Genomic DNA, 25035 nt, shown 5'->3' on the forward strand with positions numbered 1-25035 from the left:
AATGCGATTTTGGGTAATAAGCGCAGAATGGTTTCTTCTTTTTTATTCCCTTGTTGTTTTGCGTGAGGTCTGGTTGTTACGTAGGTTATTAAAGACCTGATTTAAGTGTAGCTCTTCTAAAATAGCTTGGATGTTAAAAAATGTTTATTACTTCTCAACTCAATGTCCTACATAAAATTATTAAAAATCAGCCTATTCCTGTTTCTATATTGGCTCAGTTAGAGCAAACCTATGTTAATTTTGAAGCTACTTTATTAAGAGCAAAAGTACTCAGAGACTTTTCTAAATCTGAAACTGTATATTTAATCCAATCTCATATTGAGCCACAGCAAAGTAGTGTGGCTTATCTATTTTCACCATTTATTTTTGCCAACTTAAACAAGGCTGCTATTTATACAACGCCTGCGACAACGCCTGTGCTTTCTATTCTTAATAAATATTACCAAGCTGAGAAAAAAGCACTATTCAAAGTAGATGATGTTTTAGACAGCTTAAAAATTTATATCGACTTGGAGCTGGCGGAGCTTAATGAAGTTGAATTTATCTATTTAAGTCTAATCAAGGCACTATGCCGAAGTGATCTCTCTACAGTGTTTTTAATTACGAGTTTAGCCATAGATGTCGAGCATTTAAAAGCACTGGAGCAATTTTTAAAGGTCAAAATTTATTGGATTAAAACCCCAAAAGATGATGACTTAAAAAATCTCAATAGCTTAGAAATGCGGAAATTATTATTCAAAAATAAAGATGAAACCTATGTACAGCTATGTGCACAATTTGCTCAGATGAATGCAGAGCTGGTGGGACTGTGTGACACCTTCACCACGCATCAAATGACACATTTAATTGATGATATGTTTTATTCAGAGCATATTTTTGAAAAACTATCTGTCTATTCAGAATATATACAAACACTTCTGCAAAGCCAGCAGAGCATTAGACAAAAAGAACTATCTTAGGGCTTGGGAGATGAGCTTTTTATCTTTGTGTTTGGGTTCTTATATAAAGAATGAATACAGTTATAAAAAAATAATCGTTTTCATGTGAAATAAATATTTTATGGTAAAAGCAAAGCAATATTGGTTTTACTTACATGACAAATTTAAATTTTGAGCATCATCTCGGTTCACTAACGCATGCAGCACTTAGTCAGGCCTCAATTATTTCTCGTGTGTGGGGTGAAGGGCCTTCAGAACGTTATGATGAATTGGCAAAAAATTTCAGACCGACTTTTGCCCGTATTAAAGAAGGGGCTTTAATTCGTGAGCAACAGCATATTTTGCCCTATGAACAACTTCAGTGGCTTAAAGATATTGGTTTTACACGGTTAAGACTTCCCAAAGCTCATGGGGGCTTTGATGCAACCATTCCTGAACTATTTGCATTGCTCATTGAACTTGCCGAGGCCGATTCAAACTTACCGCAAGCTTTGCGTGTGCATTTTGGTTTCACTGAAGATGTCTTAGTAAGTAAAGACAAAGCGTTTCAACAACGTTGGCTTAGCCGAATTGCAAATGGGGAAACAGTCGGTAGTGCATGGTCTGAAGGCGGGAAAGAGTCAATTGATCAGTTCGAAACACATTTATATCGAGACAGTGAAGGAAAAATTCGCGTTAAGGGTAAAAAATATTACACCACAGGCAGTCTATATGCAGACTGGGTTGACGTAGGTGTAACAGATTTAAAGGGTGAATCTGGTTCTGTCGTTGTCCGCCGTGAAGATAAAGGGGTGGAAATTATTGATGACTGGAATGGCTTTGGTCAGCAACTCACCGCAAGCGGTACAGCATATTTCCATGACGTATTGGTCGATGAAACTGAAATTTTACCTGACGATGACCGTTTTAAATATTCAGCGGCTTATTATCAACTGGTCCAACTGGCAATCATTACAGGTCTAGGACGCGCTGCAACCTATGATGTTTCTCAAGCTGTTGCTAAACGTACCCGAAACTATACGCATGCGAATGCCCAATTTGTAAAACAGGATCCGCAAATTTTACAAGTTGTAGGCCAAATCCGTGGCGCGGCTTACAGTGCAGGGGCGATTGTTGAAAAAGTTGCACAAAGCTTACAACGTGCTTATTTGGCTGCATTTCAAAATAATGAGCAGCTTGAAGAGGAGCAAAATGCACTTGCCGAACTTGAAAGTGCGCATTCTCAAACGGTCATTACCGATCTAATTTTAAATGCTTCTACAATTTTATTTGATGCTTTAGGTGCTTCTGCAACAGACAAAGATTTAGGCCTAGATCGATACTGGCGTAATGTAAGAACTTTATCTTCACATAATCCCAGAGTATTTAAAAATCGTATTATCGGTGATTTTAGTGTAAATGGCACATTACCACCATATCAATGGCGAATAGGGAATGTTGCTAAACAATAAATTATAGTTTTAGATATTAAGCTGCTATTTTTAGTGGCTTAATATTATTTTGATTGTTTAAATTAAATTATAAAAATCTATTAGAATAAAATCATATTTTGTTTGGGGTTTATATTATAAAGAAAACATAAAAATTGCTTTAGTATAAAAATTAAATAAAATGCTGGCTGATATTTTATGACTAAGAAAATTAGTTTTAATGCTTTTGAAATGAATTGTATTGCCCATCAATCTCCTGGATTATGGCGACATCCTCAAGATCGATCTGTTGAATATAAAGATTTAGAATATTGGACAGATTTAGCACAAATTCTTGAGCGTGGTTTTTTTGACGGTATTTTTATTGCAGATGTGCTTGGTATTTATGACGTTTATCATCAAAGTGCTGAACATGCCTTAACAGGTGCGGTACAAGTTCCTGTCAATGATCCACTACAGATTGTGCCAGCGATGGCAGCAGTCACAAAGCACTTGGGCTTTGGTGTCACAACTTCGATTTCCTTTGAACATCCTTATCCTTTTGCTAGGCGTATTAGCACGCTAGACCATTTAACCAAAGGGCGAGTTGGTTGGAATATCGTGACGTCTTATTTAGAAAGTGGTTCGAAAAACTTGGGCCTAAAAACTCAGGTTAATCATGACAATCGTTATGATATTGCTGATGAATACTTAGAAGTCCTTTACAAACTTTGGGAAGGCTCTTGGGAAGAAGGTTCGGTACTTCGTGACCGTGAAAGCGGTATCTTTGCTGACCATAAAAAAGTGCATCCAATTCAGCACGAAGGTAAATACTTTACTGTACCGGGCATCCATATTTGTGAACCATCACCACAGCGGACGCCTGTACTTTACCAAGCAGGTGCGTCATCACGCGGGCAGAAGTTTGCTAGTCAAAATGCCGAGTGTGTATTCATAGCAGCGCCGTCTAAAATTGCCACTAAAAAAGTGGTACAGGGCATTCGCCAAAAATTGGCTCAAGAAGGCCGCGACCCGTACTCAGTTAAAATTTATGCGCTTTTGTCGATTGTCACTGATGAAACCGATGCAAAAGCTCAGGCTAAATTTAAAGAATATCAAAGCTATGGAAGTTATGACGGCGCTTTAACTTTGCTGTCTGGCTGGTCTGGTGTCGATTTTTCACAATATCAACCGACCGATAAAGTTGAATATATTCAAACCAACGCGATTCAATCTTTATTAGATTCTTATGTAAATGCGGACCCAGAACGTGTTTGGACTATTGAAGAAATTGCAAACTGGAACAGCTTAGGTGGGAATGGACCTGTGTTAGTGGGTTCGGCAGAAACAGTTTCGGATGCTCTACAACAATGGGTTGAAGATACGGATATTGATGGCTTTAACCTTGCCTATATTTTGGCGCATCAAACCTTTGCTGATGTAGTTGAGTTTATTGTTCCAGAGTTGCAAAAACGAGGGGTATATCAAACCTCATATGCACAAGGAACATTAAGAGAAAAATTATTTGGTGCTGGGCCATATTTGCCTGAAAATCACCGCGGTGCAAAATATCGTAATCTAAAGGAATTAAAACTTGCTGAGGCAAGTTAATATTTTGGAAAACCTTTAAATAAATAGCTGGTTAAATGCCAGCTTTTATTTTGTCTTTTTATATCCATTTTACTGCTGAGTTAATAATGAAAAGATAATTCTATAATTTAGATTAAAACATCAGATTAATTTGTTTTTGTATTATGTGAATAATCATTATTTTGTTCCTGTTATTAAAATTCAGGAATTATTAAGTGAGCACACAAGAACTCGATCATAACCATCGTTATGAAATTAAATCTCCCGATGATGTTTCACAATTAATTTCCAAATTTGCAGGGAAGGGTAAATCGAATAAAGTTATTTGGTTGGCACTGATTGGGGTGTTTATTGATGCCTACGATTTAACAACGCTGTCCTTTGGTATTGAGCAAGTTATCTCAGAGTTTTCTTTAAGCCCTGTGATGACTGGTGTGGTGGCTTCAGCAATTGTCTGCGGAACCATTGTTGGTAACCTGATTGGTGGTTGGCTGACAGATAAAATTGGCCGTTATCGGGTCTTCATGGCGGACATGGTGCTGTTTGTCATTGCGGCAATTGTCGCTGGTTTTGCACCGAATGTATGGGTTTTGATTTTAGCCAGATTTATTATGGGAATTAGTGTCGGTATTGATTTGCCTGTGGCAATGTCATACTTATCTGAGTTTTCCAAGTTTAATGGAAGTAGCAACAAGGCAGCGCGTTTAGCAGCATGGTGCCCAATGTGGTATGCCGCTTCTTCGGTATGTTTTGGTCTAGTTCTGGCGCTTTATTTTCTTTTACCTCCTGAGCATAGCAACTGGTTATGGCGAGCATCTTTAATTTTTGGAGCAGTGCCAGCGTTACTCATTATTTTTATTCGTGGTAAATATTTAACTGAATCACCCATTTGGCTTGCAAATCAAGGCGATTTAAAAGGTGCAGCTAAAGTTCTACAAGATTCCTATGCAATTAATGCAGTCGCTACAGTTGAAAAAGTAGAAAGAACTGCTGAAAAGAAAAAGCGCGAGGGGTTTGCGGTTTTATTTAATAAAACCTATTTGCCAAGAACTATTGTGGCCATTGTGATTCATATTTCGGTGGCATTTCAGTACACGACCATTGCCTTCTTTTTACCTTCTATTTTAACGCGATTCTTTCATACAGATGTCTTGACGACCATTACTACAACACTCGGACTCAATTTGCTGTTTGCATTTACGGGCGGGCTGTTAGGTGTATTTGTTGCTAGCAGATTTAAATCTCGTCATGTGTTGCTTACAGGCTTTTTACTCCAGTTTATAGCCCTCATTGCCTTAGCATTAATTGGTGAACCCGGTAATAGCTTTTTACTCTACACCGCAATTGGCATGCTCGGTTTGTGGCTTTTTGCTGAAGGTTTTGGGCCAGGTGCACAAATGATGGTTTATCCAACTATGGCTTATCCAGCTTCGATTCGTGGTGTTGGTGTTGGCTTTAACCGTGCAGTAACGGGTGTTGCTCAAGCAATTGCTTTGTTTGTTTTACCGATCTGGATGGCGGGATATAAAACCGATGTTTACCTGATTATTTCTATTTTTGCGTTTATTCCTTTAATTGTGATTGGGCTACTGATTAAGTTTGAGCCTACCGCCCAAGATGTCGATGTGATTGATGAAGATAAAACAGAACTTCCTCTCAATAATTCACCAGTAATCGATTAGAGTAAAAATAAATATCTAGATAAAAACAAAGGCCAACATCTGTTGGCCTTTGTTTTTGGAGTTAGAAGTAATAAGCAAAAATTACAAACGCTTTTTTGTTCCATTTATCGTTGGTTCCACCAGCCGCTAGACCTTCGCTATCTCCTAGATATGGATCATGTTTACCCATCAGCAACTCGGCTTGTACTGTCAATTTTTGATAGTTAAAGGCAATGCCGGGAATAAAACGGGTGGAGTCTTTAAACCCGTCTTGTTCTTTTCGATAAGAACTATAGTTTAGATAAGGGCGAATAGAGGTAATTGGGCCAAATTGCTGAGGAAATAAATAGCTGAGCTCGGCTGAGTAAATCTGACCTTTGGTTGCGGAGTTAAATGAATAATCGAAACCGCCCAAAGTCAGATGATCTTTATATTCAGTGTCGGCATTATCAATGTCTTGATAACCAGCCAAAAGCTGTAAATTCCATTGATTATAATTGGTATTGCTAAAAACCGAATAGACTTGGCGATCTCCATCTTCGCCTGAGCGTTTATTTTCAATGGTGGAGTACCATGCAGAGGCGCCCAATTGCGTAGAGAAATTTTCTTGGCCTAAGACATTTTTAAAGGTATGAGCACCGCGAACAACAATTGAGTTCTTTTCTTGGGTATTGGTGCCTTGTGGTACAGTGTCATCTGCATTGACAGGGTTGATACTAAATCGACTCGAGTCTTTGCTTTTACCTCTATAGGTGCCACCATCGGTAGGATAAAAGGCGAGTTGTGCTTCATTGGTTCCATCATTGAAATCATATTTCACCCCAAGGTTGTGTACATCTTCCCAACCAGCACTATTGGCAATGCCTAAATAATAAGTATTTCCCCAAAAGCGACCCAAGCCAAAAGGAACGGGGTTTAAGCCAGCAATAATTTTACTGTTGTCATTAATTTTATAACCCATCCATGCATCGGTGAGCCAATTGGCATCGCCTAAATGCCCGTAATATTCATAAACCCGATAATCTAAGTGGCCAATCCATTTCGGGGAGTTGTAATCTAGCCATAATACGGCGTCATTAAAGGAAAATTTACTGGTTGTGGGTTCAGAATCAAAGTCATAAACATATTTAGCCCGAACAGTACCACTTACTTTAAGTTCACCTTCTTCAGCATTGCCAAAGGTAAGCGCTGCATGACTTGAGAGGCTAAATGTAATTAAAGACGTTGTAATTAATGTTTTTTTCAAAATTTGAGAATGTTTAAACAAAAGAATTTTTCTCCTCTTAAAAATAAAAATTAAATTTGCGTCATGTATAAACCAGAAAAAGATTTGTCCAAATCTTAATATTTGCAGAAGATTCAAGATAAAAAGATAATAAAATCTGTACTTTATATAAAAGAATGAAAATTAATGAGATGCAAAACCCTGGATGCGATAAGCAAAAATAAAAATGATGAAATGAGTAGGATAAAATACTTAGAAGATGTGTGTCAGCCTTTTCACATCTTATCTTTTGTGAATATCGTTTTTAGTTATTGATATATAAGTATTTTAATTTTTATTTTAATCTGTAAGTTTACTTAGAACTTGCTCTTTACCAAAAGATAAAAACTTATAAGGAAAAGTTATTTATAAAAATTAGATAAGCAACTCATATTTTTTTATTTTTCATTATAAAGCCGGCTGCATACCATGGGCTTATATTATTGAAAGATCATGAAATTATGAGCACGAAGACCAAACCGTTGATTATCACGGCAATTGTAGTAGTCGCAATTGTTGCATTTATCGTATGGCAAAATAAAAAAGACAATAATACAAGTGCTTCAGTTCGTGACAACAAACCTGTTGTGATTGCTTATCAAACTGGGGTTGACCCAAGCAAAGTGGCGCAGGCGAATGGGGAATATGAAAAACATAGTCAACGAACCATTCAATGGAAAAAATTTGATGCGGGTTCAGATGTTGTAAACGCACTTGCTTCAGGTGATGTCGTACTTGGCAATATTGGTTCAAGCCCACTTGCTGCTGCGGCAAGCCGTGATTTACCGATTGAAGTATTCTTAATTACATCAAAACTTGGCGCATCTGAAGCATTAGTAATAAGTAATAAATCAGGCATTAAAACTCCTCAAGATTTAATTGGCAAAACCATTGCTGTACCGTTTGTTTCAACAACCCATTACAGCCTTTTGTCTGCACTTAAACATTGGAACATTCCAGAAGACAAAGTAAAAATTATTAACTTGCGTCCACCTGAAATTTCAGCTGCTTGGGAACGTGGTGATATTGATGCTGCTTATGTTTGGGAACCTGCTTTAAGTAAAGCCAAAGCATCTGGTACGGTTTTAACCGACTCGAAACAAGTGGGTGAATGGGGCGCTCCAACTTATGACTTATGGGTTGTACGTAAAGACTTTGCAGAGAAAAATCCTGATTTTTTAAAAGCTTTTGTCCAAACCACGCTTGAGCAGCTTGAAAAATATAATCAAGATCCAGCCGCTTACGTTAAAGATGCCGATAACGTGCAAAAAATTGCGCAGCTCACAGGTTCTGATCCAAAAGATATCCCGCTTTTATTAAGTGGAAATATTTACCTTGACCACGCTCAGCAAAAACAAACGTTAGATGGTGAATTCGCGCAAAATATTTTTGATACAGCGAAGTTCTTAAAAGGTCAGGGCAAGGTCGATCAACTGAAAGCCGATTATAAAGGCAATGTGAACTCTTCATTTTTGCAGCCTTAAGGAGTTGTCATGAGTGTACTAGAAGCCAAACATATTCATCTGACTTTTCCTAAACAGCAAAAGCCAGTTTTACAAGACATTAACCTAACGATTGAAGAAGGTTCTTTAATCGTGATTTTGGGCGAGTCAGGTTGCGGTAAAACAACTTTGCTTAATATCTTGGCAGGGTTTCAAAAGCCAAGTTCAGGTGATGTACTTGTAAATCATGAGGTCGTAACTGGTCCAGATGTAACCCGCGCTGTGGTGTTTCAGGATCATGCCTTACTTCCTTGGTTGAATGTTGCAGATAATGTTGGCTTCGCTTTGCAATTAAAAGGTTTAAAGCGTGCAGAGATTGAGAAACAAGTGAGTGCAATTTTAAAAATTGTGGGTTTAAGTCACGTTGAAAAAGCCAATATTTGGGAACTTTCTGGCGGTATGAAACAACGTGTTGGTATTGCCAGAGCTTTGATCAGTCATGCGCCGTTTATTTTATTAGATGAACCTTTTGCCGCATTAGATGCTTTTACGCGTGAAAACATGCAGCAGTTAGTGCTCGATTTATGGATTCAACAAAATAAAAGCTTCTTTTTGATTACTCATGACATTGAAGAAGCATTATTGCTCAGCAATCAGCTGGTATTGATGACAGCGCACCCGGGCAAAATTGTAGAAACTCTACATCTCGATTTTGCTAATCGATATCGTCAAGGCGAATCTATTCGTTCGATTAAATCGGACCCTCAATTTATTCAGCTCAGAGAGCAGTTATTTGAAAGTTTAAGAGCACAAAAACAAAGCGGTAAGGAGGCGTTACCTACATGAACACTAAAGATAACGTCTACGAATATGACAAAGCAGAGCTTAAACCTGAGTTAAATGTGCAAACAGAAAATGCTTCATTTCTATCGTCATTTTTTGAGAAGCATCGAACTTTGGCGGTCAGCATAATCAGTGTGGGAAGTGTAGTTGCACTCTGGTTCCTCATTACTGCTTTGCATGTTGTACCTGAACTGTTTTTACCGAGTCCACAGGCAGTCTGGCAAAAATTTATATCGGTTAGCCAAGAAGGCTTTATGAAGGCTACTTTGTGGCAACACTTGGCAGCCAGTATCTCTCGTGTATTTTTAGCTCTGATTGCTGCTGTAGTGATTGGTGTTCCGCTGGGTTTGTGGATGGGGCTGAACAAATGGGTTCGCGCTGTTCTAGATCCTTTGGTTGAATTATTGCGTCCAATTCCACCGTTAGCTTATTTACCCTTACTCGTGATTTGGTTTGGTATTGGCGAAACTACAAAAGTACTTTTGATTTTCTTCTCGATTTTGGCGCCTGTCATTATTAGTAGTGCGCATGGCGTGTTAAGCCATCAACTTAATCGTGAACGTGCGGCATTGTCGCTAGGGGCAAGTCAGTCACAAGTCTTTTGGCATGTCATTTTACCAACCGCTTTACCTCATATTATTACCGGTATTCGTATTGGTCTTGGGGTGGGCTGGTCAACATTAGTTGCAGCAGAGTTGGTTGCAGCGGACCGTGGTATTGGTTTTATGGTGCAATCGGCAGCACAGTTCTTAATTACCGATACGGTGATTCTGGGCATTATTGTGATTGCGATTGTCGCAGTTAGTTTTGAGCTGTTTTTACGTTGGTTACAAAAACAGTTTTCTCCTTGGTATGGTCAGCAGTTGTAGTAAAGAAGATGAATACAGTAGTAGCAAACTTAAATATAGAAGTGATCAAGCCTACCATTGGCGCAATTATTCACAATATTGATTTGAATGCGTTAAATGAACAGACAACGCAACAAATCCAGCAGGCTTTGCTTGATCATCAGGTCATTTTTTTTCGAAAGCAACAATTAGCACCGCAAGCACAAGCAGACTTGGCCCGTAGTTTTGGCAGCTTACATGTGCACCCGATTTATCCTTCAATTGAAGATGTACCGGAGGTGATGGTGCTCGACAGTTGGAAACAAGATTTGCGTGACAATGAACTTTGGCACACAGATGTGACTTTTAGTAAAACTCCACCTTTAGGTTGTGTGTTGCAAGCTATAAAAATTCCACCTGTAGGCGGTGACACGTTGTGGTCGAGCAACACAGCAGCTTTTAAAGGGCTTCCGCTTGAGTTGCAGCAAAAATTGCGTGGCTTAACTGCAACGCACGATATACGTAAGTCTTTTCCGCTTGAACGTTTTGCCCATAATGAAGAAGAACGTGAAAAGCTTTTGCAAACATTTAAGCGTAACCCACCAGTGGTTCACCCAGTGGTGCGTACCCATCCAGTTACAGGTGAGCCTTTGTTGTTTGTAAGTGAGGGCTTTACCACTCGCATTAATGAGTTACCTGAACAAGAAAGTGAGCAATTACTTGATTTCTTGTTTGAACATGCGACCCAAGAGCAATTTCATTTGCGTTGGAAGTGGCAAGATGGTGATATCGCGATTTGGGATAACCGTTGCACACAACATAAAGCATTATTTGATTATGGCGATGCTCATCGCATCATGCACCGTGCAACTATTAACGGTGATGTGCCATTTTATAAAGAAGAACAACAGCCAGAGTTAGCAGAGGCTTAATTCCTTTAATTATTCTTTGTTTCAATTCCAACTCTGAGTTTTGAGCTGGAATTGAAATATTAACTCTTTAGCGCATTCCAAATCCTGACAATAGGCCTGTGTAGTTCTTTATAGGAGGTGAGGCCCAATCACCAACTTTGCTGGTTTTTAAATTTAACTGAACTAACATTTCAGCTTGTTTAATTGCTGCTGCAACGCCGTCAATAACAATCACTCCTAACTCGTTTTGTAGTTTTAGGCATAAATCACTCATACCTGCACAGCCCAAAACAATCGCATCGCTTTTGTCTTCAGCGAGTGCTTTTTTGCATTCATCTCGTATGGTTCGATAGGCATTTGAGTCAGGAAGCTCTAACTCTTCAACTGCAATGTCACAAGCTCGAACATTTTTACAGAAGGGTTGAGCGCCATAGCGATGAGCTAGATGCCAGCTCATATTCACTGTGCGTTGTAAGGTTGTGACCACACTAAAACCAGTACTTACATAACTTGCAGTTCGCATAGCTGCTTCGGCAATCCCAATCACAGGTGCTGAAGTCATTTCACGGGCAGCATAAAGCGCAGGGTCACCAAAACAGGCAATAACATAAGCATCTACACCTAGAAATTCACCTTGGCGAATTTCCTCCAGCACACCTACTGCACTTAGAGCTTCATCATAATAACTTTCAATTGTTGCAGGGCCCATTTGAGGACTCACTGCAATAATTTGAGTATCAGAACCTGCGACTATCTTTGCTGATGTTGCAATTTTGTTAGTCATGTTTTGAGTAGTATTGGGATTAATAATTTTAATTTTCATTGTACTTTTGCCTTCGTCATTGCCGATTTAGCATGGGCAAGCGGTTGATTAAGAAATCGGTAAATGACAAAACCGAATCCCATCCCAATAAACCATGTGAAATTAGCTAGCCCTGATAGTTGTGGTAAAAGCACACATAGAATAGGAATTAATGAAGCTGGAATTAAGGCATAAAAGGCAGAGTGGTTATAACCATTTTTGTACCAATACAAACCTTTGGTATCTAAGGTATATAAATCATCTACTTCGATTTTTTGTTTTTTAACGAGGTAAAAATCGGCTATCAATACGCCAAAAAGCGGACCGATAAATGCACCTAAAATATCAATGGTGTAATGGATCACTTGAGGGTTATTAAACAAATTCCATGGGGTAATGAAAATTGAACCTACTGCTGCAATCATTCCACCCATGCGCCAGCTAATTTTGCTCGGTGAAACGTTGGAAAAATCAAAGGCAGGTGATACAAAGTTAGCGACAATATTAATCCCAATGGTGGCAATCATTAAGGTTAAACTGCCTAAAATAACCACAAATGTATTATCAAGTTTTCCAACCATCTCGACAGGGTCTGTAATGAGTTTGCCGTAGACTGGAAGCGTTGCCGCAATACACACCACAGTAAGTAAAGAAAAGCCTAAGAAATTAATCGGTAGTCCAAGAAAGTTTCCCATTTTTATGGTATTAAAACTTTTGCCATAACGAGAAAAGTCACCAAAGTTCAGCATTGGTCCAGAAAAATATGAAACAACAAGCGCAATAGCCCCAATCATGACTGGTACAACCGCAAAACCGTCGTATTGAACACCGCTTAGGTTTAAATCAATATTCTGCCAGCCAGCTTTCCAGATGAGCCATACTGCCATCGCAAACATCACAACATAGACAGCTGGACCTGCCCAGTCAATAAATTTACGTATGCTGTCCATGCCAGACCAAAAAACAATCGCTTGCAGTAACCAAAGCAGCATGAAGCTAACCCAGCCTAAATAGGAAAGCCCAAGAAAGCCGTAAGTTGAAACATCAGCATAGACTGACCAGTCTGGAAAGAACTTTAAAATGACTAATAAGAATGCACTTGAGGCCAAATAGGTTTGAATGCCATACCATGCAACAGCGATAAGACCCCGAATAACAGCAGGAATATTTGCACCAAGCACACCGAAAGTGGCACGACAAATAACAGGATAGGGCGTGCCTGTTTGTTGGCTAGACTTGGCAATCAGATTTGTAAAAAACTGAACTATAGCAATGCCGATGAGTAAAGATAAAAGTACCTGCCAGCTATTTAGCCCAAGTGCAAAAAGGCTCCCAGCCATGACATAGCCACCGACACTATGAACATCAGACATCCAAAAGGCAAAAATATTATAAGCGCCCCAAGTTTGCTTTTTTAAAGGAGCTAGGTCTTGATTTGTTAGCTTTGCATCATAAGAAGATTTAATTATTGCTTCGGTATTATTCATCTTGAACACTCACTTCCCTTATGTTGGGCTGGCACGTTCTTCAGCAGCTTGAAATTCTGGCTAAAAGAATGAAATTAAAATTGTGCACAATGTGATATTTGTATTGTGCACAATTTTAATTGAGCAAAAGTTATGCCAAATTTAAGAAGTAGCGCTTATGAGTTATTTAAACTGGTATGAATTTTGGATATGAAGAGACAAATTTATAAAATGAGAAGTGCTTAATTTTTTATAAAAAGTAAGTAAAGTTAGGTGTATAAGTGGATATTTAGAAGTCTAATATTGAATTGTTTAGCTCAACATTAGTGTTTTGGAAATGAGAGCAATATTCCAAAACGCTTAAGTTAAACTTACACTACAGTTATTAGATAAAGTTTTAAAAAGAGGAGGCGTTAATAAAAATGGAGAAATCAATGCCATCAAATGCACCAAAAAAAGCCTTAGAAATGAGCAATGATGAAATTGATGACCATATATATAACGCTATTGTAGATGCTATTTTAAATAGGCAACTTGCCCCTGGCGCACGTTTAATTGAAGCACCTTTATGTGAAGCTTTCGGTGTAACGCGAGGAGTGCTAAGACGTGTTTTCGTCAAACTTGCACATGATAAGGTTATCGAAATTCAGCCCAATCGTGGAGCACTCATCGCAAAACATAGCGCTCATGAGACAAAAGAGGTCTTTGAAGCACGCAGCATGCTTGAAATCGCCACTGTAAAAAAGTTAGCTCAAAAGTCACATAACTTAGATTTTAGTGAGCTTCGAGGCTTAGTAGATCAAGAGTCTCATGAGCGTTTAGCTGGCAATTGGGCCGAGTGGATTAAGCTATCGGGGCAATTTCATTTAAAGCTGATTGAAGCAAATCAAAATACGATTATGACCAGTTATTTGCAGACGCTTATTGCAAGGACTTCATTATTAATTGGCTTATATGAAATTCCAAAACATAATAATTGTTCGGCAGATGAACACCGTGCAATTTTAGATGCGATTGAACAAGGCGATGAAAAACGAGCAACTCAATTGATGGAAGAGCATTTAGAACACTACGCGACGACATTTATTGAAGAAGACAGCACAGCGTCAGCAGAACAAAATTTATTAAATTTATTTAAAAATAAGAAGATTGAATCCATTTAAACTAACTAAAAAATAATGGGGCCAATTCTTCTGGAAAAGGCCCAGATTAGTTATTTTATGGGAACGATTTGACGTGTTAGAAAATCAATAAATAATTTTACTTTCTTCGATAAAATCTTACGGTTTGGCCATGTGACATATAGGTGAAGCGGCTGACTGGTGTAGTCTTCCAAACATTTCTGTAATTTACCTTCTTTGTAGTAAGGCTCCGCAATAAACTCTGGAAGAAAAACAATGCCGTGGTCTTTCAAACACATATCTAATAATAATTCACCATTATTACAGGTCATCACAGGGAAGCAATTAAAGGACACTTCTTTTTGATCTTTTTGGAAGATCAACTTCTTATGTCGACTATCCTGATAGTAAATTAGAAACTTATGTTCTTTAAGTTCTTCTAATGAATCTGGCAATCCATGCTGATTAAAATACTCAGGTGTTGCATACAAATATCGTTGATAGGTATTTAATATTTTACTATTTGCCAAATTTGGAGGAGAGCCATCTACACGAATTGTTAAATCAAATTTATTATTATTCATGTCTAATAGCTGATCAGTCATGAATAAATCAATTTTGATGCTGGGATATTTCTCTATAAAGTCCGAAATGATATGTTGAAGAAAAATGTTGCTAAAAGACATTGGCGTATTGAGCTTGAGTTCACCTTCCGGGTACTGTTGGTTATAGCTAATTTCGTAGGCAGCCCATTCAAACTCACTTAAAATGACTTTGCTATGCTGATAAAACTTTTCTCCACAAGAGGTGAGGTTCATCTGTCTTGTGGTTCGGGTTAGCAGTGTAGTTTTTAGGTCATTTTCGAGGTAGCAAACACGTTTGGCCACTAAGTCACGAGAGATGTCGAGTGCTCTGGCTGCGCTACTAAAATTCCCATGTTCTACGACACTTACAAAAGTGGAAATACAGTCTAATCGATCCATGGATAAGCAAAAGTTAAAAAAATATATATCAATGATTAAACTATAAAAATTAAAAAGCAATCAGTGATTTTATTGTATTCGTACAGCATACAGATTCGTGCTGATTTGCTGTCTATGCTTTTACATTTTTATCTGTTTTGATAATGACCAGTAAGCAATTTTAATGCATTACTCATAAGGAATAATGGAGTTTACCCATGAATAAGTCACTTTTAGAACAACTTTCACCAACAAATTGTCAGGTTATTTTTATTGATCATCAGCCACAAATGGCTTTTGGGGTACAGTCAATAGATCGCCAAGTATTAAAGAATAATACTGTAGGATTAGCAAAAGCAGCTAAAACATTCAATATTCCTGTCACCATTACAACGGTTGAAACTGAAAGCTTCTCTGGTCATACCTATCCAGAACTTTTAGATGTATTTCCAGATGCTCCATTACTAGAACGTACTTCTATGAACTCATGGGACGACCAAAAAGTACGTGATTCGCTTGCAAAAAATAATCGTAAAAAAGTGATTGTTTCAGGCTTATGGACTGAAGTGTGCAACAACACCTTTGCTTTTGGTGCGATGCTTGAAGGGGATTATGAGATTTATATGGTCGCGGATGCTTCAGGTGGTACATCGAAAGAGGCTCATGACTATGCCATGCAACGCATGATTCAAGCGGGTGTTGTTCCAGTAACTTGGCAACAAGTATTACTTGAATGGCAACGTGATTGGGCACATCGTGATACGTATGATGCAGTTATGGCAATTGTCCGTGAACACTCTGGTGCTTACGGTATGGGTGTGGATTATGCTTATACGATGGTACATAAGGCACCTGAGCGTACAACATCAAAACATGAAGTACTTGCACCAGTTCCTGCAAAATAAAACAGTACTGATTTAGGTAAAGGCATGTCTAGTATTCAATATTTAAGTGATATTAATACAGATATGCCTTTATTTTTTAGAACGATAATTCACAAGAATGGAGTTCAGAATGACCGAAATAAACCTCATACTCATAAACGGTAAAATCACAACACTAGATCCTCAGAACCCCGAAGTACAAGCAATTGCGATTGCAGACGGTAAAGTATTACGCACGGGTACAAATGATGAGGTAATGAAACTCGCAACTCCAACAAGCAAAGTTGTAGATTTAAATGGCCGTCGCGTTATACCAGGTCTAAACGACAGTCATTTGCATATTATTCGTGGTGGCCTAAATTACAATATGGAGCTGCGCTGGGAAGGTGTGCCATCCGTTGCCGATGCGTTACGCTTACTTAAAGAGCAAGCAGATAATACGCCAGCTCCACAATGGGTTCGTGTCGTAGGTGGTTGGACTGAGTTCCAGTTTGCCGAAAAGCGTTTACCGACTTTAGAAGAAATTAATAAAGCTGCACCAGATACTCCAGTATTCGTTTTACATCTATATGCCAGTGCCTTGTTGAACCGAGCTGCCCTTGATGTATTAGGCTTTAACAAAGACACACCAGATCCACCGGGTGGCAAGATTGTAAGAGATGAAAAGGGTGAGCCAACTGGTCTGCTGCTCGCTACGCCATCGGCTATGATTTTATATTCGACCTTAGGGAAAGCACCAAAATTGCCAGTTGAAGATCAAGTCAATTCAACTCGTCATTTCATGCGTGAACTGAACCGATTAGGCATTACTTCATCAATTGATGCAGGCGGTGGTGGTCAAAACTATCCTGAAGATTATGATGTGATTAAGCAATTACACGATCAAAATCAAATGACGGTGCGAATCGCTTACAACCTATTTGCTCAAAAGGCAGGCCAAGAGCTTGATGACTATCGCCGTTGGACAGAAATGACATTTCCAGGTGATGGTGATGAGCTGTTTAGAATGAATGGAGCAGGTGAGAACCTGACTTGGTCAGCGGGTGACTTTGAAGATTTCTATGAACCACGTCCAGATTTACCAGAAAAAATGGAAGGTGAACTAGAAGCTATTGTAGAGCACTTGGCTGAAAAGAAATGGCCATTCCGTATTCATGCAACCTATGATGAAAGTATTAATCGTTTGCTGAATGTATTTGAGAAAGTAAATTCAAAACAGCCATTTGCAACTCGATTTATTATTGACCATGCCGAAACTGTATCTGAGCGTAATATTGAACGTATTGGTGCGTTGGGTGGTGGTATCGCCATTCAACACCGTATGGCCTACCAAGGTGAGATTTTCGTAAAACGCTATGGTGCCGAGGCTGCTCAGGCAACGCCACCAGTTAAGAAAATGTTAGAACTTGGTGTTCCTGTTGGTGCGGGGACAGATGCGACTCGTGTTGCCTCTTATAACCCTTGGGTGTGTTTGTATTGGCTAAGTACTGGTAAAACAGTCGGTGGTTTACCACTCTATGATGAAAAAAATCTATTAGACCGTCAGACAGCACTCAAACTCTGGACTAAAGGTTCGGCTTGGTTCTCTGGCGAAAAAGATGTTAAAGGTTCACTAACAGCAGGAGAGCTTGCTGATTTGGTCGTATTATCTGATGACTACTTTAAAGTAGAAGCTGAGGATATCCAGTGGATTGAGTCTGTACTTACTGTCTTAGGTGGCAAAGTGGTCTATGCCGGGGCAGAGTTTAAGCACGACGATCCGCCGTTACCACCAGCTTCACCAACATGGTCACCAGTAAAGCGCTTCGGTGGTCAGTGGCGTTTATCTGAAAACCGTAATGCTCCTTCTAATCAATCATTACAGTCACAAAGTGCTTTGTGTGCATGTGCTAGCAGTTGTGGTATGCATGGGCATAGCCATGCTTGGATGCTTGATGTTCCTGTAAATGATAAGGACAAAAAATCTTTCTGGGGCGCACTTGGGTGCTCGTGTTTTGCATTTTAAATAAAACAGTATGGGAACCTGCTGATTAAATGGCTTGATTCTCTAAGGTATGTACGATGAAAATGTACTTGTTATCTTTGGCTGTAGGGTTGCTTGTTGGTGTCTTATATTATGTTTTAAATGTTAAGTCACCAGCTCCACCTCTTGTTGCATTAGTCGGTTTATTAGGCATGGTAATAGGAGAGCAACTGCTTCCTTTTATTAAATCCTATTTTTAATCCGTTTCATTCAAAAAAGCTAAATGGTGCCATGCCATTTAGCTTTTTATATTAATAAATACCTTCAATTACTTTATACGACGACCTTGTTCATCAATGATCACTTCGCCATCTTCTTTTGTGAAATAGCCTAAGTTTTCTACATCTAAAATATCAAGGACAATCTCGGAAGGGCGGCAAAGTCGCGTGCCTTTTGGTGTAACCACAAATGGACGATTGATTAAAATTGGGTACTGAACCATAAAATCAATTAACTGTTCATCGGTCCAATGGTCTTGTTCCAAATCTAAATCTTTATAGGGATCAACATTTTTACGAATTGCTTCCCGTACAGTTAAGCCTGAATCCTTAATGAGTTGAATCAATTCATCTTTACTTGGTGGTGTTTGCAAATATTCAATAACGATAGGTTCAATTCCTGCATGACGAATAAGCGCCAAGGTATTACGTGAGGTTCCGCAAGCAGGGTTATGGTAAATCTTCACTAGCTCAGTCATGGTAAATTTATTGTCAAATTAAGATATTGCATTTATATATGGATATCCGTATATTTGCAATAACGAATATATTCTGTTGAAGATATGATCAACCAAGTCGATTTCTTTAAATGTCTATCTGACCAAACTCGGTTAAATATTCTTAAATTAGTTCTAAATAAACAAAATATTTGTGTCTGTGAGTTAACTGAACAGCTTGAGTTGAGTCAACCGAAAATCTCTAGGCACTTAGCTTTGTTACGAACTCATGGCATTTTACTTGATGCACGACAGGGGCAATGGGTGTATTACAGCGTCAATCCAGATTTACCCAATTGGGCTGTTGAGGTTTTGAAAACTATAGCAAACCAAGATGAAAGTTTAGTGAATCAATCATCTTCACAGTTTTCTTCTATTTCTACCTATTGTGAGTAACACCATGAAATTTTTATTTTTATGCACTGGAAACAGTTGCCGTAGCATTTTGTCAGAAGTTTTATTTAATAGTCGTGCACCAGAAGGTTGGAAAGCTTATAGCGCTGGCAGTAAACCATCAGGACAGGTACATCCATTAACCATTGAAACACTTGAAAACTTAGGTCTTTCAACAGATGGGCTATGGAGTAAAACTATTGATGACTGCGAGCAGTATCAACCAGATGTTGTGATTACAGTCTGTGAATCTGCTGCACAAGAAGCATGCCCACTTTATTTAGGTGGCGCAATCAAAGCACATTGGGGTTTAAGTGACCCATCTCACTTAGACTTGCCGAAAGAAGAAAAGCTTAAAGCATTCCAAGAGACTGTAGATCATATCAACCGTCGTTTAGATGCATTGTTTGCACTTGATGTTGCGAACTTAAGCCGTTCACATTTGATTGCTGAGATTAATAAAATCTCTCATATTGAGTGAGAGAGCCGAGATGACTAAGCAAAAGCTTTCTTTTTTAGACCGTAACCTGACGCTATGGATTTTTATAGCCATGGCTTTAGGTTTGGCAATTGGGGTGTTCTTTCCTCAAGCCTCGGTTTCTTTGAACAGAATGAGTGTAGATAACGTCAATATTCCAATCGCAATCGGCTTAATCTTGATGATGTATCCACCTTTAGCTAAGGTTGACTACGCTGCGTTACCAGAAGTATTTAAAGATAAGAAGACCTTAACTTTATCGTTAGTACAAAACTGGTTGATTGCACCGGTTTTAATGTTCGTACTTGCGATAGTTTTCTTGCATAGCTATCCGGAATACATGACTGGTCTTATTTTGATTGGTTTGGCACGTTGTATTGCAATGGTTTTGGTGTGGAATGGGCTGGCTTGTGGTGATAACCAATATGTTGCAGCGTTGGTTGCATTTAACAGTATTTTCCAAATCTTATTTTTCAGTACCTATGCATGGTTGTTCTTAACCTTTTTGCCGCCTTATTTTGGTGTGGCAGGGCAAGTCATTGTTGTGAATTTCTGGACTATTACACATGCGGTTTTGGTGTACTTGGGTATTCCATTTTTGATGGGGTTCTTGACGCGTTTGATTTTAGTCAAGTCGAAAGGTTTGGAATGGTATCAAACTAAATTTTTACCAAAAATTAGTCCAATTAGTTTAATTGCTTTACTTTTTACCATCGTGGCGATGTTTAGCCTAAAAGGTGGTGATGTAGTGAGCTTACCTTTAGATGTATTACGTATTGCGATTCCACTCACGATTTACTTTGTGGTGATGTTCTTCATTAGCTTCTTTATGAGTAAAAGTATGGGGAATAACTATCCACGTACCACTGCTATTTCGTTTACTGCGGCTGGTAACAATTTTGAGTTAGCTTTAGCGGTTGCCATTGCAACATTTGGTTTGGCATCACCTGTGGCATTTACCACAGTGATTGGACCATTGGTTGAAGTCCCTGTTTTAATTTCACTCGTTACCGTTTCTCTTTGGTTAAAGAAAAAGTATTTCTCAGATGAACAGTCTTAATAATGATTTATCAAATGTAGCATTAGATCTTCTTTATAAGCCTACATATGAGCAAGTGCAAGCACAGCAGCTTGAGCATCCACCTCGCATTTTATTGCTATATGGTTCTAATCGTGAACGTTCTTATAGTCGTTTTGCTGTGCTGACTGCTGGTCGAATCCTTGAATACTTAGGTGCTGAAGTCAAAATCTTTCATCCTAAAGGTTTACCTTTACCTGAGGATGCAGGAACTGATCATCCGAAAGTGCAAGAGTTGCATGAGCTTTTAGCTTGGGCAGAAGGTATGGTGTGGTGCTCACCTGAACGTCATGGTGCGATGAGTTCAATTTTAAAAGCCCAGATTGACTGGATTCCTTTGGCAGCCGGAGCAATCCGTGCAACTCAAGGTAAAACCTTAGCAGTCATGCAAGTTAGTGGTGGTTCGCAGTCATTTAATGCGGTCAATCAAATGCGTATTTTAGGGCGTTGGATGCGCATGATTACCATCCCAAATCAGTCTTCGGTTGCTAAAGCTTTTTTAGAGTTTGAAGAAGATGGCAGTATGAAACCATCCTCTTACTATGACCGAATCGTTGATGTTATGGAAGAATTGTATAAGTTCACTTTATTAACACGTGGGCAAAAACAGTATTTGACAGATCGCTATTCTGAGCGCAAAGAATCAGCAGAAGAGCTGTCAAAACGAGTAAATCAAAAATAAACAGTTTCATAAAAAAGTGCTCCACTCGGGGCACTTTTTATTGTTTAGCTTTTACATTCAGGCCATTGTGGGCAAAAGTTTTTGCAATAGTTCAATAAAGTTTGAAACTTTGGCTGAACTCTCATTTTCTCGTGTAATCAGGTAAATAGGCGCGTTTAGTTTTATTGAATCATCAAACTCGCGATATACAATTTCATGTTCCCAAAAATTATGCATTGAGGCCGGCACAATCGTTATACCAATTCCAGCAGCGACTAAATTTAATGTAGCGGTAGGTCGAGGCGCTTCTTGAATAATGCGTGGACTAAAACCTGCTTGGTAGCAACTATATAAAATATTGTCATATAAACCTTGTCCTGAAGAACGACGGTATAAAACAAAATTTTCATTTGATAAGTCATTTGAACTAATTTTTTCTTTTTGTGTAAGTGAATGGCCTATAGGCAATGCCACCATCATTGGCTCATCTAATATATGGTGATGTTTTAATCCGATATCACGGCTGATTGGTGCTCTTAAAAAAGCGATATCAAGTTTCTCTGAGATTAGTCGATCTAACTGTTTTTGGCTGCCTGCTTCTTCAAGTTTGGTTTGTACTTTTGGATATATTTCTCGATATGACCGCAATACGAGTGAAATAAGCGGGTGTAAACCTGCGGAACTTGTAAAACCAATATTGAGTTGTCCAGTTTTACCTTGGCTAACATCTTGGACTAATTTTGGAATATGTCTGGCATGTTCTAATAAAAGTTGTGCTTCTTTAAATAAGGCTAAACCAGCCTCAGTTGGTTCAATTCCTCGAGGCTGGCGAATAAGTAATTGTGTACCAAGTTCTTCTTCGAGTTTTTTAAGTAAACGCGTTAGAGGCGGTTGTTGAATAAACAATCGGTTTGCGGCATGCGTAATATTCCTTTCTTCAATTACCACAACAAAGGCATGGAGTTTATGTAAATCGAGCATAGGAATACCTTTATGGTATGGTTAATGAAAATAAAAGCATTTGTAGATATATCACAAAAGTATCATTCTATCTTGGTCAGATAAAGTGAAAAGTAACGAAAATGAACCATGTTGAGATTGCCGTGCAAAAGGAGAGTGTCCCGACCTGCACAGAGTTATTTTTAGGTTTTTTAACATTAGGTTTAATTGGATTCGGTGGCGTGCTGCCTTTAGCCCGTAAAGTTATTGTAGAGCAGAGACAGTGGTTAAGCCCTGAAAAATTCACTGAGTTACTTGGCCTGTGTCAATTTTTACCGGGTGGCAATATCATTAATTTATCGGTTGCGATTGGCATGGAGTTCCGCGGTGTTCGTGGGGCAGTGAGTTCACTGATTGGCTTGATCCTTGCACCTACGATAATTGTTGTACTTTTACATTATGTCTATGAGCAGTTCCAAGATAATTTAATGGTTAAGCATCTTTTCGAAGGTTTAGCGGCGGCGGCGGCTGGACTTCTGGTTGCAACAGGTCTGAAAATGCTTAAGCCATTATTACGTAATCCATTAGCGATTTGCGTAGTTCTCGCTGCAATTATCAGTATTGCTTTTCTGAAAGTTCCATTACTTGTGACCATGCTGATTTTGTTGGCATTTTATTCAGCTATTATTTGGAGACGTGTGTAATGGGTGCAGTTCTACTTACTTTAGCGATTATTTTTACTCAATTGTCTCTTATTGCATTTGGTGGCGGCAATACAATTTTGCCTGAAATGCAACGCCAAGTAGTTGATATTCACCACTGGATGACGGCACAAGAATTCAGTGCATTGTTCGCCATGGCTCAAGCTGCACCTGGTCCGAACATGATGATTGTGCCGTTAGTGGGATGGCATGTAGCAGGGTTGTCAGGTCTACTTGTAACGTCTACTGCTAAATTTTTACCTTCGTCTCTTATTACTGTATTTGTGATGAGAGGCTGGTCAAATTTTAAAGATAAGAAATGGCGCCGTGTTTTACAGCTTGCTTTACAACCAGTCACTGTGGGAACTGTACTTGCCAGTGCGTGGATTATTTCTGAGGCAGCTGCCATAAATACTTTACTCATTATTATGGTAGTCATTGCAACTTTATTATCTTTAATTAAAAAGGTTCATCCTTTACATGTCTTGATTGCTGGGGCTGTATTTGGTGTGGTCTTACTCTAGTTTAACCAGTTTGCCGACCTGCGCTGGATGAGTTCAGGTTGGCTTTTTTTTGATTTGAAGTAAATAATAATTAAATCTAAAAAACCGATTAAATATATAAAAACATACTGTTTCACCTATTCTGTGTTTTCACGTACTATGCATCTATTGAAAGAATTTGGATGCATTGGAGTAAAAACAGATGTTAGATCAAAACATTAAAACTCAATTAAAAGCTTACTTAGAACGTCTAGAAAGTCCAATCGAATTAGTTGCTGCTTTAGATGAATCAGACAAAGCTGCTCAAATTAAAGAGCTGGTAAGTGAAATCGCCGAGCTTTCTGACAAAGTGACTGCCCGTTTTGACGGTAACAATACACGTCGTCCAAGCTTTGGTGTGGCTAAAGCAGGTGAACAGCCTCGTGTGTTCTTTGCTGGCTTACCAATGGGTCATGAGTTTACATCTTTGATCTTGGCGCTTTTACAGGTCTCTGGCTATGCACCTAAAGTGTCGGATGAAGTACTTAACCAGATTAAAGGTTTAAATCTCAAAACCAACTTTGATGTATTCGTATCGCTTAGCTGTCATAACTGTCCGGACGTGGTACAGGCGCTTAACCTGATTGCCATTTATAACCCGAACACCACAGCAACCATGATTGACGGTTCATTCTTCCAAGACGAAGTTGAGCAACGCAAAATCATGGCTGTACCGATGGTATTCCAAGACAACGAGCACATTGGTCAAGGTCGTATGACCCTTGAAGAGATTGTGGCAAAACTTGATACCAACTCAGCTGAAAAAGATGCGGCAGCACTCAATGCTAAAGATGCTTTTGATGTATTGGTGATTGGTGGCGGTCCTGCGGGTGCAACGGCTGCGATCTATGCTGCACGTAAAGGCATTAACACTGGTATCGTGGCTGAACGCTTCGGTGGTCAAGTGATGGACACCATGGACATTGAAAACTTCACTTCTGTGCAAAAGACGCAAGGTCCTAAGTTTGCTGCCGAGATGGAAGCCCATGTTCGTGAATATGATGTCGATATCATGAACCTGCAACGTGTCAGCAAAATCACGGGTGCCAACCAGACTGCAAATGGCTTGGTTGCGGTTGAACTTGAAAACGGTGCAAAACTTGAATCGAAAACTGTAATCCTTTCTACAGGTGCACGTTGGAGAGAAATGAATGTACCGGGTGAGCAAGAATACCGTACCCGTGGTGTTGCCTACTGCCCACACTGTGATGGTCCGTTGTTCAAAGGTAAACGTGTTGCTGTGATTGGTGGTGGTAACTCAGGTGTTGAGGCAGCAATTGACCTTGCAGGGATTGTTGAGCATGTAACTCTGGTTGAGTTTGACACCAAGCTTCGTGCTGACCAAGTGTTGCAAAACAAATTGCATAGCTTGCCAAACACAACGG

25 protein-coding genes are annotated in these 25035 nt (G+C 39.0%); 19 read left to right on the plus strand and 6 right to left on the minus strand.

Annotated features, from left to right (window positions below):
* Positions 1-140 precede the first annotated feature (140 nt).
* The 4 genes from ACTJJG_RS11650 to ACTJJG_RS11665 all read left to right on the plus strand — a co-directional run bounded on the left by ACTJJG_RS11650 (position 141) and on the right by ACTJJG_RS11665 (position 5619).
* Positions 141-959, plus strand: coding sequence for a hypothetical protein (locus tag ACTJJG_RS11650; RefSeq protein WP_069119053.1), 819 nt, complete (start codon positions 141-143; stop codon positions 957-959).
* Positions 960-1093: 134 nt separating this feature from the next.
* The gene (locus ACTJJG_RS11655) at positions 1094-2389 is read left to right on the plus strand and encodes an acyl-CoA dehydrogenase family protein (protein ID WP_032062636.1); all 1296 of its coding nucleotides are present in this window, start codon (positions 1094-1096) and stop codon (positions 2387-2389) included.
* 177 nt (positions 2390-2566) lie between these two features.
* On the plus strand, positions 2567-3958 hold the full coding sequence (locus ACTJJG_RS11660; protein WP_004642499.1) for an LLM class flavin-dependent oxidoreductase: 1392 nt from the start codon (positions 2567-2569) through the stop codon (positions 3956-3958).
* 194 nt (positions 3959-4152) lie between these two features.
* Complete coding sequence (locus ACTJJG_RS11665; protein WP_032056331.1) at positions 4153-5619, plus strand: MFS transporter; 1467 nt, start codon at positions 4153-4155, stop codon at positions 5617-5619.
* 61 nt (positions 5620-5680) lie between these two features.
* On the opposite strand, the gene ACTJJG_RS11670 is transcribed toward ACTJJG_RS11665, so the two are convergent.
* On the minus strand, positions 5681-6865 hold the full coding sequence (locus ACTJJG_RS11670; RefSeq protein WP_069119057.1) for a hypothetical protein: 1185 nt from the start codon (positions 6863-6865) through the stop codon (positions 5681-5683).
* A gap of 440 nt (positions 6866-7305) precedes the next feature.
* Between ACTJJG_RS11670 and tauA the strand changes: the two genes are divergently transcribed.
* The 4 genes from tauA to tauD are packed head-to-tail and all read left to right on the plus strand — an operon-like array spanning position 7306 to position 10906.
* Positions 7306-8346, plus strand: coding sequence for a taurine ABC transporter substrate-binding protein (gene tauA / locus ACTJJG_RS11675; RefSeq protein ID WP_080776902.1), 1041 nt, complete (start codon positions 7306-7308; stop codon positions 8344-8346).
* 9 nt (positions 8347-8355) lie between these two features.
* Entirely contained in the window at positions 8356-9150 is a 795-nt protein-coding gene (locus ACTJJG_RS11680) for a taurine ABC transporter ATP-binding protein (protein ID WP_032056325.1), read from the plus strand.
* Complete coding sequence (tauC, locus tag ACTJJG_RS11685; RefSeq protein WP_001092656.1) at positions 9147-10016, plus strand: taurine ABC transporter permease TauC; 870 nt, start codon at positions 9147-9149, stop codon at positions 10014-10016. The genes ACTJJG_RS11680 and tauC overlap by 4 nt, the downstream gene beginning before the upstream one ends.
* An 8-nt stretch (positions 10017-10024) precedes the next feature.
* Complete coding sequence (gene tauD / locus ACTJJG_RS11690; protein WP_032056322.1) at positions 10025-10906, plus strand: taurine dioxygenase; 882 nt, start codon at positions 10025-10027, stop codon at positions 10904-10906.
* A gap of 67 nt (positions 10907-10973) precedes the next feature.
* On the opposite strand, the gene ACTJJG_RS11695 is transcribed toward tauD, so the two are convergent.
* Together ACTJJG_RS11695 and ACTJJG_RS11700 are read right to left on the minus strand one after the other, a co-directional pair.
* Positions 10974-11708, minus strand: a complete 735-nt coding sequence (locus ACTJJG_RS11695; RefSeq protein ID WP_032056320.1) for an aspartate/glutamate racemase family protein — start codon at positions 11706-11708, stop codon at positions 10974-10976.
* Positions 11705-13174 carry an NCS1 family nucleobase:cation symporter-1 gene (locus ACTJJG_RS11700; RefSeq protein WP_032056318.1) on the minus strand — a complete coding sequence of 490 codons (1470 nt, stop codon included), beginning with the start codon at positions 13172-13174 and terminating at the stop codon, positions 11705-11707. Before ACTJJG_RS11700 ends, ACTJJG_RS11695 begins: the two co-directional genes overlap by 4 nt.
* A gap of 401 nt (positions 13175-13575) precedes the next feature.
* Here ACTJJG_RS11700 and ACTJJG_RS11705 point away from each other — a divergent pair, with 401 nt between their 5' ends.
* Entirely contained in the window at positions 13576-14316 is a 741-nt protein-coding gene (locus ACTJJG_RS11705) for a GntR family transcriptional regulator (protein ID WP_068938180.1), read from the plus strand.
* A gap of 50 nt (positions 14317-14366) precedes the next feature.
* Here the strand turns inward: ACTJJG_RS11705 and ACTJJG_RS11710 are convergent, their stop codons facing one another.
* Entirely contained in the window at positions 14367-15257 is an 891-nt protein-coding gene (locus ACTJJG_RS11710; protein WP_032056314.1) for a LysR family transcriptional regulator, read from the minus strand.
* A 197-nt stretch (positions 15258-15454) separates the two neighbouring features.
* Between ACTJJG_RS11710 and ACTJJG_RS11715 the strand changes: the two genes are divergently transcribed.
* The 3 genes from ACTJJG_RS11715 to ACTJJG_RS11725 all read left to right on the plus strand — a co-directional run bounded on the left by ACTJJG_RS11715 (position 15455) and on the right by ACTJJG_RS11725 (position 18343).
* On the plus strand, positions 15455-16141 hold the full coding sequence (locus ACTJJG_RS11715; RefSeq protein WP_001043290.1) for a hydrolase: 687 nt from the start codon (positions 15455-15457) through the stop codon (positions 16139-16141).
* Positions 16142-16250: 109 nt separating this feature from the next.
* Positions 16251-18125, plus strand: a complete 1875-nt coding sequence (locus tag ACTJJG_RS11720; protein WP_032056312.1) for an amidohydrolase — start codon at positions 16251-16253, stop codon at positions 18123-18125.
* A gap of 56 nt (positions 18126-18181) precedes the next feature.
* Positions 18182-18343, plus strand: a complete 162-nt coding sequence (locus ACTJJG_RS11725) for a DUF1427 family protein (protein WP_000784879.1) — start codon at positions 18182-18184, stop codon at positions 18341-18343.
* 68 nt (positions 18344-18411) lie between these two features.
* Here ACTJJG_RS11725 and arsC read toward each other — a convergent pair whose 3' ends face one another.
* The gene (gene arsC, locus ACTJJG_RS11730; RefSeq protein WP_032056309.1) at positions 18412-18840 is read right to left on the minus strand and encodes an arsenate reductase (glutaredoxin); all 429 of its coding nucleotides are present in this window, start codon (positions 18838-18840) and stop codon (positions 18412-18414) included.
* Positions 18841-18924: 84 nt separating this feature from the next.
* Here arsC and ACTJJG_RS11735 point away from each other — a divergent pair, with 84 nt between their 5' ends.
* The 4 genes from ACTJJG_RS11735 to arsH are packed head-to-tail and all read left to right on the plus strand — an operon-like array spanning position 18925 to position 21489.
* On the plus strand, positions 18925-19254 hold the full coding sequence (locus tag ACTJJG_RS11735; RefSeq protein WP_000610143.1) for a metalloregulator ArsR/SmtB family transcription factor: 330 nt from the start codon (positions 18925-18927) through the stop codon (positions 19252-19254).
* A 4-nt stretch (positions 19255-19258) separates the two neighbouring features.
* Positions 19259-19732, plus strand: coding sequence for an arsenate reductase ArsC (locus ACTJJG_RS11740; protein ID WP_372552631.1), 474 nt, complete (start codon positions 19259-19261; stop codon positions 19730-19732).
* 10 nt (positions 19733-19742) lie between these two features.
* Complete coding sequence (arsB, locus tag ACTJJG_RS11745; RefSeq protein ID WP_032056305.1) at positions 19743-20789, plus strand: ACR3 family arsenite efflux transporter; 1047 nt, start codon at positions 19743-19745, stop codon at positions 20787-20789.
* Positions 20776-21489 carry an arsenical resistance protein ArsH gene (gene arsH, locus ACTJJG_RS11750; RefSeq protein ID WP_032056304.1) on the plus strand — a complete coding sequence of 238 codons (714 nt, stop codon included), beginning with the start codon at positions 20776-20778 and terminating at the stop codon, positions 21487-21489. The genes arsB and arsH overlap by 14 nt, the downstream gene beginning before the upstream one ends.
* Before the next feature lie 57 nt (positions 21490-21546).
* Here arsH and ACTJJG_RS11755 read toward each other — a convergent pair whose 3' ends face one another.
* The gene (locus tag ACTJJG_RS11755; RefSeq protein WP_017386147.1) at positions 21547-22449 is read right to left on the minus strand and encodes a LysR family transcriptional regulator; all 903 of its coding nucleotides are present in this window, start codon (positions 22447-22449) and stop codon (positions 21547-21549) included.
* A gap of 101 nt (positions 22450-22550) precedes the next feature.
* Between ACTJJG_RS11755 and ACTJJG_RS11760 the strand changes: the two genes are divergently transcribed.
* From ACTJJG_RS11760 to ahpF, 3 genes are all read left to right on the plus strand, one after another.
* On the plus strand, positions 22551-23111 hold the full coding sequence (locus tag ACTJJG_RS11760; protein WP_017386148.1) for a chromate transporter: 561 nt from the start codon (positions 22551-22553) through the stop codon (positions 23109-23111).
* Complete coding sequence (locus ACTJJG_RS11765) at positions 23111-23632, plus strand: chromate transporter (protein ID WP_032056303.1); 522 nt, start codon at positions 23111-23113, stop codon at positions 23630-23632. Before ACTJJG_RS11760 ends, ACTJJG_RS11765 begins: the two co-directional genes overlap by 1 nt.
* A 181-nt stretch (positions 23633-23813) precedes the next feature.
* The coding region (gene ahpF / locus ACTJJG_RS11770; RefSeq protein WP_440608946.1) for an alkyl hydroperoxide reductase subunit F at positions 23814-25035 on the plus strand (1222 nt) is incomplete at its 3' end.

The organism is Acinetobacter sp. 22512 (genome assembly GCF_052044755.1).
Lineage (GTDB): Bacteria > Pseudomonadota > Gammaproteobacteria > Pseudomonadales > Moraxellaceae > Acinetobacter > Acinetobacter pittii.

What these genes read in the sequence shown, in the direction of transcription:
- ACTJJG_RS11650 (WP_069119053.1), top strand. Translation starts at nt 141, where the DNA reads ATGTTTATTACTTCTCAACTCAATGTCCTACATAAAATTATTAAAAAT.
- ACTJJG_RS11655 (WP_032062636.1), top strand. Translation starts at nt 1,094, where the DNA reads ATGACAAATTTAAATTTTGAGCATCATCTCGGTTCACTAACGCATGCA.
- ACTJJG_RS11660 (WP_004642499.1), top strand. Translation starts at nt 2,567, where the DNA reads ATGACTAAGAAAATTAGTTTTAATGCTTTTGAAATGAATTGTATTGCC.
- ACTJJG_RS11680 (WP_032056325.1), top strand. Translation starts at nt 8,356, where the DNA reads ATGAGTGTACTAGAAGCCAAACATATTCATCTGACTTTTCCTAAACAG.
- tauC (WP_001092656.1), top strand. Translation starts at nt 9,147, where the DNA reads ATGAACACTAAAGATAACGTCTACGAATATGACAAAGCAGAGCTTAAA.
- tauD (WP_032056322.1), top strand. Translation starts at nt 10,025, where the DNA reads ATGAATACAGTAGTAGCAAACTTAAATATAGAAGTGATCAAGCCTACC.
- ACTJJG_RS11695 (WP_032056320.1), bottom strand. Translation starts at nt 11,708, where the DNA reads ATGAAAATTAAAATTATTAATCCCAATACTACTCAAAACATGACTAAC.
- ACTJJG_RS11700 (WP_032056318.1), bottom strand. Translation starts at nt 13,174, where the DNA reads ATGAATAATACCGAAGCAATAATTAAATCTTCTTATGATGCAAAGCTA.
- ACTJJG_RS11705 (WP_068938180.1), top strand. Translation starts at nt 13,576, where the DNA reads ATGGAGAAATCAATGCCATCAAATGCACCAAAAAAAGCCTTAGAAATG.
- ACTJJG_RS11710 (WP_032056314.1), bottom strand. Translation starts at nt 15,257, where the DNA reads ATGGATCGATTAGACTGTATTTCCACTTTTGTAAGTGTCGTAGAACAT.
- ACTJJG_RS11715 (WP_001043290.1), top strand. Translation starts at nt 15,455, where the DNA reads ATGAATAAGTCACTTTTAGAACAACTTTCACCAACAAATTGTCAGGTT.
- ACTJJG_RS11720 (WP_032056312.1), top strand. Translation starts at nt 16,251, where the DNA reads ATGACCGAAATAAACCTCATACTCATAAACGGTAAAATCACAACACTA.
- ACTJJG_RS11725 (WP_000784879.1), top strand. Translation starts at nt 18,182, where the DNA reads ATGAAAATGTACTTGTTATCTTTGGCTGTAGGGTTGCTTGTTGGTGTC.
- arsC (WP_032056309.1), bottom strand. Translation starts at nt 18,840, where the DNA reads ATGACTGAGCTAGTGAAGATTTACCATAACCCTGCTTGCGGAACCTCA.
- ACTJJG_RS11735 (WP_000610143.1), top strand. Translation starts at nt 18,925, where the DNA reads ATGATCAACCAAGTCGATTTCTTTAAATGTCTATCTGACCAAACTCGG.
- ACTJJG_RS11740 (WP_372552631.1), top strand. Translation starts at nt 19,259, where the DNA reads ATGAAATTTTTATTTTTATGCACTGGAAACAGTTGCCGTAGCATTTTG.
- arsB (WP_032056305.1), top strand. Translation starts at nt 19,743, where the DNA reads ATGACTAAGCAAAAGCTTTCTTTTTTAGACCGTAACCTGACGCTATGG.
- arsH (WP_032056304.1), top strand. Translation starts at nt 20,776, where the DNA reads ATGAACAGTCTTAATAATGATTTATCAAATGTAGCATTAGATCTTCTT.
- ACTJJG_RS11755 (WP_017386147.1), bottom strand. Translation starts at nt 22,449, where the DNA reads ATGCTCGATTTACATAAACTCCATGCCTTTGTTGTGGTAATTGAAGAA.
- ACTJJG_RS11760 (WP_017386148.1), top strand. Translation starts at nt 22,551, where the DNA reads ATGAACCATGTTGAGATTGCCGTGCAAAAGGAGAGTGTCCCGACCTGC.
- ACTJJG_RS11765 (WP_032056303.1), top strand. Translation starts at nt 23,111, where the DNA reads ATGGGTGCAGTTCTACTTACTTTAGCGATTATTTTTACTCAATTGTCT.